Origin of the sequence: Streptomyces sp. NPDC059477 (assembly GCF_042749375.1) — a bacterium.
Lineage (GTDB): Bacteria > Actinomycetota > Actinomycetes > Streptomycetales > Streptomycetaceae > Streptomyces.
In genome coordinates this window covers 114,359-130,002 of sequence record NZ_JBHYUG010000016.1, presented here as the reverse complement: position 1 = coordinate 130,002, position 15,644 = coordinate 114,359, and the positions used below count along the sequence as shown (strand labels likewise).

Sequence of the window (15,644 nt, the reverse complement as noted above, 5' to 3'; positions counted from 1 at the left end):
ACCACCACCCACCCCGTCGGATACGACCACACCAGATAAACCACCAGCGCCACGATCACCAGCGCCCAGCCGATCCAGACCCGGTAGCGGCGCGTGAACCGCTCCACCGGACCGAGCCGCATCCCCGCGCCCTGCGCGACACCCCGCACCGCGCCGATGCCGCCGCTCCACAGCCGCCGGACCAGCCCGGCGCGGCGGCCGGGGCCGGTGAGCCAGGCGGCCAGGGCGAGGACGACGCCCAGGGCGATCACCATCCGGACCATGGTGTGCAGGAAGTGGGTGAGGGTGTCGTAGACCGCGCCGGCGGCGGGCGCGGAGACACCGGCCGGGAGGGCGTCGAGGTAGACGGCCCGGAAGACATCGAGCCCGATGCCGAGCACCAGCGCCGCGAAGGCCGCGCCCAGGCACCCCGCGACCAGGGCGCGCCGCCGCCGCAACGCGAGCAGCACGCCGGCGGCGATGAGCAGCACGGCGAGCACCGGGAGCCAGTTACCGGCGAGCTGGAGCAGCCGTACGTACGTCTTCACCTCGCCGATGTCCTTGGAGCGTACGAGGGTCAGGTCGGTGTGGATGTCGGGGATCCGTGCGGCGACGGTCAGGCCCGAGTCCACCAGGCGCTGTTTGACCTGGGCGACGACGGGGGCGAGGTCGAGGGTGACGGTGTCGTCGGTGAGCTGGACCGCGCCGCCGCCCTTGCCGGTGAGGGCCTTGTCGAGGGCGCTGTGGGCCCGGCGGTTGGCCTGGGTCCACAGGTTGTGGAAGGCGTCGGAGGCGGCGACCTCCTGGGCCTTGTCGTGCACGAAGCTGCGCAGGGCGCTTTCGAGACTGTCGCCGAGGCGGCCGAGGGCCTTCTCCAGGCGGGGCCGGTCGGTGGGCGCGACGCCGGAGAGCAGGGTGGACAGGTTGATCCGGGTCATCAGCGCGTCGGTCACCCGGTTGGCCACGGCGTCCTGGACGGCGGGTTCGTCGGCCAGCGGCGCGACGGTGTCGACGTAACGGCCGGTGTCCCCCACCTCGTTCGCGGCCCAGGACGCGACGATCGCGAGGGGGGCGAGCAGACAGCCGAGGGTGATCAGTACGGCGGCCAGTGCGGACCGTCCGCGATGCGAGGGCGGGCCGTCCCCGCCCCGCCCGCTCTCCAGCGCGGCGACCCGGGAGCGCAGTTCGGCCAGTTCGGAGGGGCCGGTGTCGTCCGCGGGGGCGGCGCCGTCGTCATCCGCTGTCGGGGCCATGCTCGCCTCCGGGTGCCTCAGTGGCTGTGCTGCCACCTTCCCCCGGGACGGAGGACGGCACGAGCGGACGCGGGCCGTGCGGGTGAGAGAGGGGCGACCGGCCGTCCCGGCCGCCGCCCCTCCGGCTGCGTCACATGTAGTGCGTGTAGGACGAGAACTCGCCCGCCCAGTAGGCAATACAGGTGTATGTCGCTCCGGCCACTCCCAGTCCGGATATTCCAAGCAGTACGGCCTTGAAGATGTCGCTAATTTTCACGTTCGCATTTCTGTTCACGAAACGACGTACAGGTGGGCATGAGCATGACTATGGGCATGTACATGGAACAGGGAATGACGGGACAGAAACCCGCCCATTTGCATGCGCAGAAACGTTATTCCTTGATCCCTGGCACGCGCACACTTTAGGGCTCTCATACTGGTATTCCAAATCGAGCAAATGACCTGTACTAGCATATATTTGCCCGACCGTCACACGCATTGCAGCTCGGAGAGGACGGAGGGAACCCCCTTGCCCTGAAGCGCACTCCAGCGCCCACCGTCCCGCCCATGAGCATGCGCTACCGCCCGCTGGGGCGTACCGGGATAGAGGTCAGTGCGTACTGTCTGGGCGCGATGATGTCCGGGTCCGTGGGGAACAGGGACCACGACGACTGCGCGCCGATCACCCACTCCGCGCTGGATCTCGGGGGCATCCCTGACGGACGCCGGGCTGCGTCGGAGGCCGGTCGGGGAGCGGGCGGCGGGGAGCTGATGCCCCTTGCCCCTGGGCGAGTTGAAAGGAAGTCGACAGGTGTGGACGTAACGGGCGACGGGCATGGAGTCCGGGTGCGGGAGGCGGTGCGCTGGTGAGTGCCGCGGCGGGGACAGGGCCGCACCCGAACGAGAGGGGAGCCATGTCGTCGCCTTCGTCGCAGTCGTCTTCGTCGCCGTCGTCGCGAATACGGAGGTCACCGGAGCCGCAGCCGGTGGCGGGACCACCGTCGGCCGCCGCCGTCTTCCTGGTGCTCACGCTGGAACCGGGCGGCGAGAGCATCGCCCGTGATGTGCTCGGCGCGGTCGAGGGACTGACCCGGTCGATCGGATTCGGCCACCCCGAGGGGCGGTTGAGCTGCGTGGCCGGGATCGGCGCGCGCGTCTGGGAGCCGCTGTACGGCAGCCCTCGCCCGGCCGCGCTGCACCCCTTCAAGGAGCTGGCCGGCCCCCGTCACCGGGCCCCGGCCACCCCCGGCGACCTCCTCTTCCACATCCGTGCCGAACGGCCCGACCTGTGCTTCGCGCTCGCCGCTGAGCTGGTCCGGCGGCTCGGTGACGCGGCCCGAGTCCAAGACGAGGTGCAGACGTTCGCGTACTTCGACTCCCGCAATCTGCTGGGCTTCGTCGACGGCACCGAGAACCCGGTCGGTGACACCGCCGCCGACACCGCCCTCATCGGCGACGAGGACCCCGCCTTCAGCGGTGGCTCCTACGTAGTCGTCCAGAAGTACCTGCACGAGATGGACGCCTGGAGCAAACTCGGCGTCGAGGAGCAGGAACTCGTCATCGGCCGTACGAAGCTCACCAACCTCGAACTCGACGACGCCCCCGGCTCCCACGTCGACGTCAACACCCTCACCGCACCCGACGGTTCGGAACTGCGGGTGCTGCGCGCCGCGATGCCCTTCGGGCGGCCGGGACACGGCGAGTTCGGCACGTACTTCATCGTGTACGCCCGGGATCCCGCCGTCCCCGAGACCATGCTGCGCCGGATGTTCCTCGGCACGGACGGGGCCGGGCCCGATCCTCTCCTCGATTTCTCGCGGGCGGTGACGGGGACCTCGTTCTTCGTGCCGTCGGCTTCCTTTCTTCGCGAGGCGGGCGACTGACCCCCGACCCGCTTCCTCAGCCGCCGAGGCAGATGACCAGGAGGCAGAGCGACGGGTCGTCGGACGGGTCGGTGGTGGCGGGGGGCTGACTGGGCGCCGGTGCGGGTGCGGCCGGTGCGGCGGGTGGTGTCGATGCCGGGGGTGTCCGCGAGGTCGGGTCCGGTACGGCGTCCGACGGTGGGGTGGTCTGCGGCTGCGGGGGTACCACGGCGGGAGGGGGTGCGGCCTCCTGCGTCTGCGGGCGGAGGCCGTCCGGCTGTTCCGCGGCCGGTACGGCGGTGCGCTGGGCCGGGGTGCCGGGTGAGGTGGGCTGCGCGGGGTCCGTCGTCCGTGGGGGTGCGCTCGTGCCACCGCTCGGCGGGACGGCGGGGGTGCCCGGCTCGGTGACCGGCTCGTCCACGCCGCCCATGTCCGCCGTTGTCTCGGGTGCCGTGGCCGCCTGGGCGCTGTCGGCCGAGCCGCCGCGGTCCATGGTGGAGAGGGTGAGCCCGCCCCCGACCAGCGCGACGGCGGTCGCCAGCACGGCCCGGCGCTGGCTCTTCTTCAGCCGCGCGAGCTGGCGGCGACGGGCGGCGCGGCCGTGGGAGAGGGGTGGGGCTACGGGGGTGGCCCCGATCGCGCCGGGCGGTTCGGTCTGCTCGGCCAGCTCGGTCGCCTCCGTCGGCCGGACAGGGACGGGCGGTGCGGGGGGCGCGGCCGTGAGGGGAGTGGGCACCGTGGGCGCGATGTCGGGCGCGTACGCGCCGCAACCGGGGCACACCAGGGCGCCGTTGAGATGCCGTTGGCACGAGGAGCAGTAGTCCATCTGCGGGCTTCCTGAGTTGACGTGCCGGCGGCCGGGGCCGCGGCCTGATCACGTTCGCACGTGAGATCGAGCGGCCAGCAACGCTAACGACGACTCAGGACCGCTGTGTGCAGCCTGTGTGACGCTCCTGCACAGATTCGCCGTACGCGGATGCGACGGGTGCGGTGGGTGGGCGGACAGGGACGCTGTGTGCGGCGGGTGTGCGAATACTGCCGGGTAACCGGTACGGGCGGTCACTGCGGTGAGCGGGCGCCGGGCGCCCAAGCGATCTGCGCAACGACGACGGCCCCGACCGCCGACCGAGGTCGGTGATCGGGGCCGGTGATCGGGCCGGTTGTCGGGGCCCAGCCCTCAGAGCCCGAACTCCTGCGGCGACAGCCCCAGCACCCCGCACGCCTCGCGCAGCACCTGCTCCTCCGCCGGGGCCACATAGCCGTCGGCGCCGGCGATCACGAAGCCGGTCTGGATGACCGCCCTGGCCTCGGTCGGCTTCTTGCCGGCCTGGGCGATCACCTGGAGGACCTGGTTCTTGCCCTGCGGGAAGTCGAAGGACAGCGCGTCGACATGCTTGTTGAAACGCTGGCGCAGCTGCTCCGGCGGGAAGTTCGACAGCACGTCGTTGTTCAGGATGAGCGACTCCACGTGCTGACGCTCGGTCGGGTCCACATGGCCGTCGGCCGCCGCGACCAGGGCCGCCATCGCCATGCTCGCGTCCCGGTACGCACCGCTCTTCAGCTCAGCCTTCAGCGAGGTCAGCTGCGACTTGAGCGCGCTCACCAGCTGGGCCTTGGACCCGCCTCTGCCACTCGAACCGGAGCTTGTGCCACCATGTCCGCCGAATCCGCCCGGGGCACCGTGTCCGCCCTGCCCGCCATGCCCACTCTGCCCGCTGGAGCCGCGCGCCCCCTGCGCCTGCTGTTGCAGGCCCTTGGCCTGGTCCTTGATCCGGTCCCACATCGCCATGCCAGCCACCTCGGCCTCTGCCGTCACATATCTGTCCGCGTTTCTTCCTTCTGCCAACGTCTGCCCTCACAGGAAAGTTCCCTCACGGCCCCACCGCACAGGCCCCCGAACAGGCGAACGCCACTGTTCCGCACGGCCGTGTTCCGGAGCGCCGGCAAGGAAGGCACCCTGCCACTCGCCCAGCTTTCGGGCTCGGTCGATGTCCGTCCTCCCGGGACCCTCCCCGCCCCCGGAACCCCTCCTCGCCCCCGGCCGGAAGCGAACGGAACGGCCCTTCAGCGGCCCCTCAAGCGATCGATTTTGGACGTAGTTGCTCGGCGACATGGTCGAACTGGCAGGTGCATGGCAGGCTCGACCGCCCGGCCAACAGAGGGCCGGTCCTACCGGCGGGAGGACGCTGGTGGAGTTCGAGATCCAGCTGTCGGGTTCGGTCGAAGTACGTGCCTTCGGTCGCCGCGGTGATCTGCGATCGACCAAAACCCGCATCATGCTGGCCGCGCTCGCCTGGGACGCCGGCCGGATCGTCAGTGTGGACACCCTGGTCCACCGGGTCTGGGACGACCATCCGCCGGGCAAGCCGCGCGAGGCCCTGTACTCCCACGTGTCACGGATCCGCGCGGCCCTGCGGATCGCTGGCGGCGAGGCGCCCGCGATCGAGAGCCGCACCAACTCCTACGTGCTGCGCACCGAACCGGACCGGGTGGACCTGCGCCGCTACACCGCCTGGGTCCACCAGAGTCGTGCGCTGCGGGAGAGCGACACCGGGACCGCCCTGCGGCTGCTGGACGAGGCGGACGACCTGTGGCACGGCGAACCCCTCGCCGGGATCGCCGGGACCTGGCCGGAGCATCTTCGGGCCGCTCTCGGCGAGACCCGGGTCACGGCGGCCATGACCCGGACCGACATCCTGCTCGGCACCGGTCGGTACACCGACGCCGTGCCCGTCCTGCTGCCGCTGGTGGCGGAGCATCCGCTGGACGAGGCCACGGCGGAACGGCTGGCCATCGCCCTGTACGGCAGCAATCGCACGGCCGAGGCGACCCGGCTGGTCCAGCGCACCCGGCAGCGGCTGGTACGCGACATCGGTCTGGACGCCGGGCGGCGGCTGCACCGCGTCCATCAGGGGATTCTGTCGGGCACGTCCGCGCGGGAGCTGCTGCGGCTCGGGGAGGGGGAGGGTGCGGGCCGCCAGGGTGCGCGCGGTGACAACGGAACGGGTGATGGCGGTGGAGCGGGCGGTGCGCCGGTTGCCGTACGCCCGGCGGGCCACGCGCCCGACAACCTCCCCCGCGACATTCCCTGGGTCGGCCGACGCGACGAACTGCGGCGGCTCGGTGCGATCCTGCGCGAGGACGGCGGCGACGCGCCCGGGGCCGTGGTGACGGTCGAGGCGATCCACGGGATGGGCGGCGTCGGCAAGTCCGCGCTGGCCGTCCATGTCGGTCACCAGTTGCGCGACCGCTTCCCCGACGGGCGGCTGATCGTCCACCTGGGCGGCCACACACCCGACCGTACGCCGCCGACTCCGGCCCGGTTGCTGACCGAACTGCTGCGGTTGCTCGGCAAGGGCGTACGGGAGCTGCCGCGCGAGACCGAGGAACTGGTGGCCCTGTGGCGGGAGGCCGCCCGGGACCGGCGGATGCTGGTGATCCTGGACGACGCCGTCGACTCCGACCAGGTCGAGCCGCTGCTGCCGGGTGCGTCCCCGACGGCGGTCATCGTCACCAGCCGACGCCGATTACCCGGGCTGCCGGGCGTCCGGGCGCTCTCGCTCGATGTGCTCTCGCCCGAGGACGCGTCCGCGCTCTTCCTCCAGCGGCTGGGGCCGCGACCCGGGAGCAGCGCCTCGGAGATCGCCGCGATCGTCCGGATGTGCGGGTATGTTCCGCTGGCCGTCGAGATCGCCGCCAGCCGGCTGCTCGCGCGCCCGTCCTGGACCACGGCCGATCTGCTGGCGCAACTGGGCGGCGGGGACGGCGAGCCGATCGCCGAACTACGCGACGGCGAACGCACGATGGCACGGGTGTTCGATGGTTCCTACCGTTCTCTGGACGCCGAACAGCAACTGGTCTTCCGGCGTATCGGCCTGCACGCGGGCGTGGAGTTCGGCCCGCACGCGGTGGCCGCGCTGACCGGTCTGCCGACCGCCACCGCCGAGCGCGTACTGGAGGACCTGATGACCTACCACCTGGTCGCGGAGCCCGTCCCGCACCGGTTCAAGGTCCACGATCTGCTGCGCAGCTACGCGCGCTCGCTGATCGAGGCAGGGGACGCGGACTCGGCGCAGGACGCCCGCCAGGCGGTGGGGAACCTGATGAATCACTACCTCCGCGAGGCTGAACGAGCGGACCGGTTGGCGTACCCTTTCCGCTCCCGGATGCGGCCGGAGGCCGTGGCGCCGCCGCCCACGGACACCAGCCACAACCCACCCCCCGTGCCCTCGATCACCTGGGCGGACGCGCACGCGGCCGAGAAATGGCTGATCACCGAGAGTGGCAATCTTCTCGACGCCCTCGACTGGGCCGCCGAGCACGGCCCGGAACGTCAACTGGCCGTCGCGGTACATGTGCTGGCCGGGTTCCTGGACATGGAAGGACATCTGGCGAAGGCCGAACCGCTACTGCGGCGGGCGGTGACGTACTGGCGCGGCGAGAACGACGGCCCGGCGCTGGCGCGGGCGCTGCTCGACCTGAGCGCGGTGCACACCCACGCCTCCCGCTATGAGGAGGGCCTCGCGGACGCCCGTACGGCCCTGGATCTCGCCCGCGCGGCCGGGGACACGGAACTGGAACTCCAGAGCATCCACCGGATGTCGGTCGCGCTGTGGCAATCCGGCCAATACACGTCCGCGCAGGAACTCCAGAAGCGTTCCCTGGAGATGGGCAGGGAGACGGGCAGCGCATTGCAGGTGGCGCGCAGCCGCAATCTGCTCGGCATCACCCATCTCCATCTGGCGGAGGACGGGGAGGCGTTGTCTAATTTCTCGGCCGCGCTGTCGGGGTTCAAGGAGTTGGGCGATGCGCGCGGCCAATACAGCGCCTTGAACAACGTGGCGGAGCTGCACCAGAGAATGGGTGAACCGGAGGCTGCGGAAGGGTATTACCGGGAAGCGATTTCCGTGGCCGAGGGCCTGGGCAGCAAACGCGACCACGCGACGATCTCCATGAACCTGGCGAGCGTGCTGGACGTCCTGGGCAGAACGGACGAAGCGCTCGCGCTGTACGACGAGACGCTTCCCGTCCTGCGGGACGTCGGCGACCGCAGGGGTGAGACCCTCGCGCTGAACCGCATCGGCCGGGCGCACCGCGCCGCCGGCCGCTCCGAACAGGCCCTCGCCTGGCACACCGCCGCCCTGGAGGTGGCCCGCAGCATCAGGGCGGGCGGCGAAGAGGCCGACGCCCTCTACGACTTGGCCCGCGCCGAACACGACACCGGCCGCCTGGCCGACGCCGTGACGCATCTGACGGCCAGCGCGACCGTGAGCCGGAGGCTCGGCGCGCGGGTGGAGGAGGCCCGTGCGGAACGGGCGCTGGCGGAGCTGCGGGGGGCGATGGGGGTGGCGGTCGAACGGGAGCGGTGAATCGGACCCGGTCGTCTCCACTCACTCCGAACGACCCCCCGCCGGAAGCAGGGGGTCGTTCGGAGTGCGGGTGATCTAGACGAGATGGTCGAACTCCCCCGCCTTCACACCTGCCAGAAACGCCGCGAGCTTCGCGGGGGTCGTCGTCACGATCACCTCAGGGCTGTCGCTCTCGCGCATGAGCATGGAGATGGGCAAGCTGTGCTGGGGCGATGCTCCGGCCGCCGAACTCCATGCGCAGAGCAGCCTCGTGGATCAGGAACGTGCAGGCCGGCGCCTTCGGTCGGTCGAGCACGTCACGGCGCTTGAGCCGGTGCGACAGCCGTCGACGGAGATCCATGTCACTCAAGGGCGGCACCGCCACACCGAATACGGCGCGGGCGTAGTCCTCGGTCTGGAGCAGGCCAGGCATGTGCATGATCTGCACTGCGCGTAACGCCGTGGCGTGGTGCTCCAGCTCGGAGAGATCGAGCAGGCCAGCAGAGAGTTCGCCTCGGTAGTCCTCCCACCACCCCTTGCCGCGCTCTTCCGTCGACATATCCGGCGTCGGGGCAGCCATAGTGCGCGGTCCAAGTGCGTACGTGCTCACCGCTCACCCCGAAGCGGCCCGACTCGATGTTGCTGACGGTCGTCCGGTCCGTGCCCAACTGGGCTGCGGCGTCAACGAGCGTGAGACCGGCGCGCTCCCGGATCCTTCGCAGCTCCGCACCCAATCGGCGTTGCCGTGCGGTCGGCAAGCCGTCTCTCCCAACACCACCCAGCCACCACCGAGTTGGGAGACAGCGCCATGTCCACCACACCCCCCACCCCCACATCGCCAACCTCCTACCGCCTCACCACAGCCAACGTCCGAACCGTCCCCGGGGTACTGCGCAACCTCGTCGCCACGCTGCTCCGGTCCACCGGGCACGACGCGCTCGCCGAGTCGGCACGGCTCTGCACCAGCGAAGTCGTCACCAACGTCTACCGGCACACTCGTACGCCGCTCATCCGCATGGAGGTGGCGGTCTCCGAGGCGTCCGTCACGGTGTGGGTGCATGACGATCTGCCGGGGGTGCTTCCGCTCCAGCCCGCCAGGAGGGATGGGGAGAGTGGGCACGGGCTCTATCTGGTGGAGGCGTGTGCCGATCAGTGGGGGAGCACCATGCGCGGCGGGCTGAAGGCGGTCTCGAAAGCCGTGTTCTTTCGGCTTGACGAAGGCGGCAGAGGGGTGGGGTGAGCCGCGCACCCGAGCGCACGCCCACACATGAAAGCGGGGCTGCCCCGCCGACCAGGGGCAGCCCCGCTGTGCCGCCGGGGGGAGGTGTCGTGCGGGGGCCTTGCCATGACAGCCGTGGGGGTTGACCAACTGCCGGCGCCCCGCGCGTCCCGTCCCCTGGGTGGCAGGGACCAGCCTGCCGTGCCGGGGGTGGCGGAATGGTCGTGAGCGGGGAAGATCCGTACACCTACCGCTCGGGCGGCCCATACGTACGTACCCGGGGCCGGGGAGTGTAGGTCTAGCGAGGGCCTGCCAGCGCCGCGATCTCCGTCCTGGAGGTGATGCCGAGTTTGGCCAGAATGTGTTCCACGTGGGCGTCCACCGTGCGTTTGGAGATGACCAGGCGTTCGGCGATCTCCCGGTTGGACATGCCCTGGGCGACCAGGGCGGCGACCTCGCGTTCGCGGCGGGTGAGGGAGTCGGCGGAGCGGAGGGGGGAACGGGCCCCGGGCACGGACGCGGGCTGGGGCGGGGCCGGGATGTCCGTGTCCGTGCGGACGGCCTCCAGGATCTCCTGGCCCGACATCCGCGAACCCGCCTCCCGCCAGCGTTCGAAGTCCGCCGGGCCCAGGGCCGCGCGGACCGCCTTGTCCACCGCCTCCAGCTCCTCCAGCAGCCGGGGGAGCAAGGACACCGGGTCGCCGCCCAGGCGCCGCGCGTGCTGCGCGTAACCGAGCAGCCAGCACGCCCGCACCGGGCGCCCGCGTCCGGCGGCGCACCAGGCCAGGCCCAGCGAGGCCAGCGCGGCCACCAGCACCTCGCCGATCTCGCTCGCCGCCTCCAGGCTGTCCCGGAAACAGCGTTCGGCCTCCTCGTGGTCGCCGCTCAGCCACAGGATCATCCCCTGGGTGCTCTGCGTCGACGCGTACAACTGGCGTTCGCCGACCCCGGCGAGATACGCGAGACCCGTGCGGCACAGCTCCAGGGCGCCCGCCGTGTCGCCGAGCACCGCGCGCAGCAACGCGCCCTCGTAGTGGATGACCCCGATGGCGAGACCGTCGCCGGACGCGACGATCCGCAGCCGGTTGCGCTCCAGTTCGGCGAGGCCGTTCTCGACGTCGCCGCCGAACACGGTCATCGCGCCGAGATACGCGGCGGCCGACCGCTCCACCCGGTCCTCACCGATCCGCAGCGCCAGTTCGTGGGCGCGCGGGAAACGGTCGGACGCGGTCTCCAGGTCGGCCATCCACACACCGAAGATGCCGGTCATCTGAAGGGCCCAGGCCCGCTCGGGGCAGTCCTGCGGTACGCGGGTCAGGCCCTTGTCGATCCAGTGCCGGCCCTCGGACAGGGTGCCCGCCGCCCGCCAGTACGCGCCCAGCCGGGTCGCCAGCCGCAGCGCGTCCTTGGCCTGGGCGTCGTCCCGCGCGCAGCCCCACTCCAGGGCGGCCCGGATGTCGGCGATCTCCTCGCGCACCGCCCGGTGCAGCGCCACCTGCGCCGGGCTCAGGAACTCGTCCCAGAACCGGGCGACCAGGTGTTCGTAGTGCGCGAAGTGGCGTTGCCGCACGCCCGATCCGGCGTCCGGCGTGCGCTCCAGGCGGCCCGCGCCGTACTCGCGGATGGTGTCCAGCAGACGGTAGCGTCCGCCGTCCTCGCCGATGCGCTGGACCACCGACTTGTCCACCAGGCCGATCAGCGCCTCGACCACCTGTTCGGCGCCCAGTTCGGCGTCGGCGCAGACCCGTTCGGCCGCCGACAGTTCGAAGGACCCGGCGAACACCGAGAGCCGGGCCCACAGCAGGCGCTCCTCGGGGGTGCACAGGTCGTGGGACCAGTCGATGGCCGTCCGCAGGGTCTGGTGCCGGGTGAGCCGGGTGCGCCTGCCGCCGGTGAGCACCTCGAAGCGGCGGTCGAGACGGGCGACCAGTTCGGCCAGGGGGACCGCCCGCAGGCGTACGGCGGCCAGCTCCAGGGCGAGCGGGATGCCGTCGAGCCGGTCCACCAGCGCGAGGGTGCGTTCCCGGTCGGCGCCGGTGCCGGAGAAACCGGCGGTCACGGCTGCGGCCCGCTGCACGAACAGATCCGCCGCGTCCTGCCTGGCCAGCGGGGCGAGCGGTACGCAGTGCTCCCCGGGCACGTCCAGCGGCTGGCGGCTGGTGGCGAGGACACTCAGCCCGCCCGCCTCGCGCAGCAGGATGTCGCAGAGCATCGCGCAGGCGTCCACCAGATGCTCACAGGTGTCCAGGACCAGCAGCAGCCGTCGGCCGCGCAGGTGCTCCACCACCGCGTCCAGCGGGGTCATCCCCGGCTGTTCCGGCAGCTCCAGCACCCCGGCCAGGGTCGCCGGGATCAGCTCCGGGTCGCGCAGCGCGGACAGCTCCACCAGCCGCACCCCGTCCGGGTACCGGCCCGCGACCATCCCCGCCGCCCGCAGCGCCGTACGGCTCTTGCCGACCCCGCCGGGGCCGACCAGCGTGACCAGCCGGGACTGCTCCAACGCCGTCCGGATCAGCGCGAGTTCCGCGCCCCGGCCGACGAAACTGGTCAGCTCCACCGGCAGCTGCCCGCCCCGCCGCTGACCGAATCCGAACCCCATGCGACCCCCGATGCAGTCCATGCAGACCATCACAGCGTAGGCATACGGATGCCGAGCGTGAATGGCGTACGGGATGACGGGGTGGGGGAAGTGGCGCGAAGGTGACGGCGTACGGGTGTCGGCCCAGTTCAGGGGGCTGGTGCGGGGGGTCGGGGGGGTGCGGAGAGGGTGGGGGGAGGGTGGGGGGAGGGGGTCCGGAGTACGCCAGAACGAGTTCCTCCCGGACGGGAGTGCCGTAGCCGGGCGCGATCCGCCGTCGCCGGGCGTGATCCCCCGTACGCCCTCCCTCGTACGTCCTACCCCGTACGCCCTACCCCGTACGTCCTACCTTGTCCGTCCTACCCCGTACGCCGCGCGCCGCCCTGCGCCCGGGGGGTGGGCCGTCCGGGTTCGTCATCCGGGCGAACGGGACAGACTTCCCTTCTGTCGGACTTACTTACCCTGGCCTCCTACCGTGGCCTCCCCACTCCGATCCGACTTCGCTGCGCAGAGGAGTTTGCGTGACCGCACGCCCCGTCCCCGCCCCGCCCGATCTCTCGCCGAAGAACCCCGACTGGTGGCGGCAGGCCGTCGTCTACCAGGTCTATCCGCGCAGTTTCGGTGACGCCGACGGCGACGGGCTCGGGGATCTGAAGGGGATCACCGAACGGCTCGGGCACCTGGCCGCGCTCGGGGTGGACGCGCTGTGGCTGAGCCCGTTCTACCCGTCCGAGCTGGCCGACGGCGGGTACGACGTCATCGACTACCGCGATGTCGATCCCCGCCTGGGCACCCTGGACGACTTCGACGCGATGGCGGCCGAGGCGCACCGGCTGGGGCTGAAGGTGATCGTGGATGTCGTCCCGAACCACACCTCGCATCTGCACGTGTGGTTCCAGGAGGCGCTCGCGGCCGGGCCCGGCTCCCCGGCCCGGGACCGGTACGTCTTCCGGGACGGACGCGGCGCGCACGGCGAACTGCCGCCCACCGACTGGCGGTCGGTCTTCGGTGGCAGCGCGTGGCGGCGGGTCCCGGACGGCCAGTGGTATCTGCATCTGTTCACCCCGGAGCAGCCCGATCTGAACTGGGACCACGACGACGTCCGCGCCGACTTCCGCACCACGCTGCGCTTCTGGTCCGATCGGGGCGTCGACGGCTTCCGCGTGGACGTCGCCCACGCCCTCGTCAAGGACCTGGCCGATCCACTGCGCGACCTGGGCGATCCGGAGCTGAGCGCCGAGACCTCCCTCACCGACCTCCCGCCCGGCTCCCACCCCTTCTACGACCGCGACGAGGTGCACGAGATCTACCGCGACTGGCGCCGCGTCCTGGACTCCTACAGTCCGCCCCGGATGGCGGTCGCGGAAGCCTGGGTGCCGAACGCCCGCCGGGTCCGGTACGCCCGGCCCGACGAACTCGGCCAGGCCTTCAACTTCGAGTACCTCCAGACCCCGTGGGACGCCGACGCGCTCCGGCAGGTGATCGCCGAGTCCCTCGACGCCGCCCGCGCGGCCGGCGCCTCCGCCACCTGGGTGCTGTCCAACCACGACGTCATCCGGCACGCCTCCCGCCTGATGCTCCCGCCCGGCACCGGCACCGACGACTGGCTCCTGTCCGGCGGGACCCGGCCGCCCGTCGACGAGGCCGCCGGTCTGCGCCGCGCCCGCGCCGCCACCCTGCTGATGCTCGCCCTGCCCGGCTCGGCGTACCTCTACCAGAGCGAGGAACTGGGCCTGCCCGAGGTCGCCGACCTCCCGCCGGAGGTACTCCAGGACCCGGTCTGGGAACAGACCGGCCACGTCCAGAAGGGCCGCGACGGCTGCCGGGTGCCGCTCCCCTGGACCTCGGCCGGACCGTCGTACGGCTTCGGCGCGGCCGGTTCCTGGCTGCCGCAGCCCGGGTGGTTCGGGCGGTACGCGGCGCAGGCGCAGGACGGGGTGGCGGGCTCGACGCTGGAGCTGTACCGCACGGCCCTGCGGCTGCGCCGCAAGCTGACCGAGGGCGAGACGCTGACCTGGGCGGCGGACACCCCGCCCGCCGTCCTGTCCTTCGCCCGCACGGACGGCTGGCGCTGTGTCACCAACCTGTCCGCCGCGCCCGTACCGCTGCCGCCCGGTGAGGTGCTGGTGACCAGCGGTCCGCTGACGGACGACGGGCGGTTGGGGCCGGACACGACGGCGTGGCTGGGCTGAGCGGCCCGGTGGGGGTCCGCAGCCGGGGCCGGTGGGGTCATCCGGCCCCGGGGCGGCGGCCCGCCCGCAGCACCGCCGCCCCCGCCGGGGTGAGGGTGTGCAGCACGGCGGGGCCCTGACGGCTGCTGGTGATCAGCCCGGCGTCGCGCAGGACCGTCGCGTGGCGGCTGGCGGCGGACAGCGACACCCCGGCGGCGCGGGCGATCTCGCCGGTGGTGGCGCCGTGCACGACGGCCCGCAGGGCGGCGGCGCGGGCGGGCCCGAGCAGCGCGGCGAGCGCGGCGCGCTCACGGACGGCGGCCGGAGTCGCGGGTGCCTCGTGCACGAGCGGGTAGACGAGCACGGGCGGCAGTCCGGGATCGGCGAAGGAGAGGGGCCGCTGAAGCAGGAAGTAGGAGGGGACGAGGAGTATCCCGCGCCCGCCGAGACGCAGATCCCGGTCCACGGAGGGCTGGTAGTCGGTGTGCAGCACGGGCCGTTCCCAGCGCGCCCATGGCCCGAGCCCGGCCAGCATCCCTTCCACGCCGCCGTCCCTGATCGCCCGCGCCCGCGCGGCCCGCTCGGCCTCGATCCGGGCGTGCACCTGATCCTCGTAGGGCGCCACGGCGGTGTCGTGGTACGCCCGCAGCAGCCGGACCAGGTCCTCGCGGGCGGCCCGTTCGCCGAGCCCGGCCGCCCAGGCGGGTGCCCCGACCACGAGGTCGAGCCTGCCGATCTCGTCCCGCACCCGCCGCTCGGGCGCCGCGAGCACGGCCTCCAGCCCGGAGTCCAGCCCTTCGGAGGCGGCGTAGGGGGTCAGGAAGTCCGGAAAGTAGGCGGCACGGGGATAGAGCGGCAGCAGCACCCTGCGTACGGCCCGCTCCAGCCCCTCCTCGCGCAGCCGCACCCGCACCGACCGGTACCACTCGGCGTGCGCCCAGCGCCCCTGGCTGGTCTGGAGCCGGTGCAGGCTGATGGCGATGTCCCAGAGCGGGTCGGACACCGCACCCATCCGGGTCCGGGCCAGATCGGCATCGGTGAAATGGACGCGGAGCATCTGGCTCTCCCCCGGTGAGCTGAGCCTTTGCGTTCAGCCGCAACAGCATGGCCGGACGGAGCCCGGTCAGGCAACAGTTGGGCCGAGGGGGGGGGGGCCGCCGGCCGCCCCCCCCCCTGGGGCGCGCCCCGGGCGGCGGGCCCCCGGGGGGTGGGGGGCGGGGGGCGGCCGCCCCGCCGGTGGGGGGCGGGGCTGGCG

General features: G+C 72.3%; 10 protein-coding genes and 1 pseudogene. 4 read left to right on the top strand and 7 right to left on the bottom strand.

The window, feature by feature from the left end; genetic code table 11:
• Nucleotides 1–1,232 (bottom strand): hypothetical protein (locus ACFXAZ_RS11630; RefSeq protein ID WP_384588016.1); only part of this gene is annotated, 1,232 nt, incomplete at its 3' end.
• A gap of 893 nt (nucleotides 1,233–2,125) precedes the next feature.
• Between ACFXAZ_RS11630 and ACFXAZ_RS11625 the strand changes: the two genes are divergently transcribed.
• Entirely contained in the window at nucleotides 2,126–3,094 is a 969-nt protein-coding gene (locus ACFXAZ_RS11625; protein ID WP_384588013.1) for a Dyp-type peroxidase, read from the top strand.
• Nucleotides 3,095–3,110: 16 nt separating this feature from the next.
• On the opposite strand, the gene ACFXAZ_RS11620 is transcribed toward ACFXAZ_RS11625, so the two are convergent.
• Both ACFXAZ_RS11620 and ACFXAZ_RS11615 read right to left on the bottom strand, forming a co-directional pair.
• Nucleotides 3,111–3,899 carry a hypothetical protein gene (locus ACFXAZ_RS11620; RefSeq protein WP_384588010.1) on the bottom strand — a complete coding sequence of 263 codons (789 nt, stop codon included), beginning with the start codon at nucleotides 3,897–3,899 and terminating at the stop codon, nucleotides 3,111–3,113.
• A gap of 351 nt (nucleotides 3,900–4,250) precedes the next feature.
• Entirely contained in the window at nucleotides 4,251–4,862 is a 612-nt protein-coding gene (locus ACFXAZ_RS11615; RefSeq protein ID WP_384588007.1) for a tellurite resistance TerB family protein, read from the bottom strand.
• 400 nt (nucleotides 4,863–5,262) lie between these two features.
• Between ACFXAZ_RS11615 and ACFXAZ_RS11610 the strand changes: the two genes are divergently transcribed.
• Nucleotides 5,263–8,442 carry a tetratricopeptide repeat protein gene (locus tag ACFXAZ_RS11610; RefSeq protein WP_384588004.1) on the top strand — a complete coding sequence of 1,060 codons (3,180 nt, stop codon included), beginning with the start codon at nucleotides 5,263–5,265 and terminating at the stop codon, nucleotides 8,440–8,442.
• Between the two features lie 75 nt (nucleotides 8,443–8,517).
• Here ACFXAZ_RS11610 and ACFXAZ_RS11605 read toward each other — a convergent pair whose 3' ends face one another.
• Together ACFXAZ_RS11605 and ACFXAZ_RS11600 are read right to left on the bottom strand one after the other, a co-directional pair.
• On the bottom strand, nucleotides 8,518–8,622 hold the full coding sequence (locus tag ACFXAZ_RS11605) for a DUF397 domain-containing protein (RefSeq protein WP_384588001.1): 105 nt from the start codon (nucleotides 8,620–8,622) through the stop codon (nucleotides 8,518–8,520).
• A 7-nt stretch (nucleotides 8,623–8,629) separates the two neighbouring features.
• Nucleotides 8,630–9,155 (bottom strand): annotated as a pseudogene (locus ACFXAZ_RS11600) (helix-turn-helix domain-containing protein); the annotation flags it as partial.
• Between the two features lie 74 nt (nucleotides 9,156–9,229).
• Between ACFXAZ_RS11600 and ACFXAZ_RS11595 the strand changes: the two are divergent.
• Nucleotides 9,230–9,661, top strand: coding sequence for an ATP-binding protein (locus tag ACFXAZ_RS11595; protein WP_384587998.1), 432 nt, complete (start codon nucleotides 9,230–9,232; stop codon nucleotides 9,659–9,661).
• Nucleotides 9,662–9,938: 277 nt separating this feature from the next.
• Here ACFXAZ_RS11595 and ACFXAZ_RS11590 read toward each other — a convergent pair whose 3' ends face one another.
• The gene (locus ACFXAZ_RS11590) at nucleotides 9,939–12,239 is read right to left on the bottom strand and encodes a LuxR C-terminal-related transcriptional regulator (protein WP_384587995.1); all 2,301 of its coding nucleotides are present in this window, start codon (nucleotides 12,237–12,239) and stop codon (nucleotides 9,939–9,941) included.
• 500 nt (nucleotides 12,240–12,739) lie between these two features.
• On the opposite strand from ACFXAZ_RS11590, the gene ACFXAZ_RS11585 reads away from it, so the two are divergent.
• Entirely contained in the window at nucleotides 12,740–14,410 is a 1,671-nt protein-coding gene (locus ACFXAZ_RS11585; RefSeq protein ID WP_384587992.1) for a glycoside hydrolase family 13 protein, read from the top strand.
• Nucleotides 14,411–14,447: 37 nt separating this feature from the next.
• Here the strand turns inward: ACFXAZ_RS11585 and ACFXAZ_RS11580 are convergent, their stop codons facing one another.
• Nucleotides 14,448–15,446, bottom strand: a complete 999-nt coding sequence (locus ACFXAZ_RS11580) for an ArsR/SmtB family transcription factor (RefSeq protein WP_384587990.1) — start codon at nucleotides 15,444–15,446, stop codon at nucleotides 14,448–14,450.
• Between the last annotated feature and the right edge of the window lie 198 nt (nucleotides 15,447–15,644).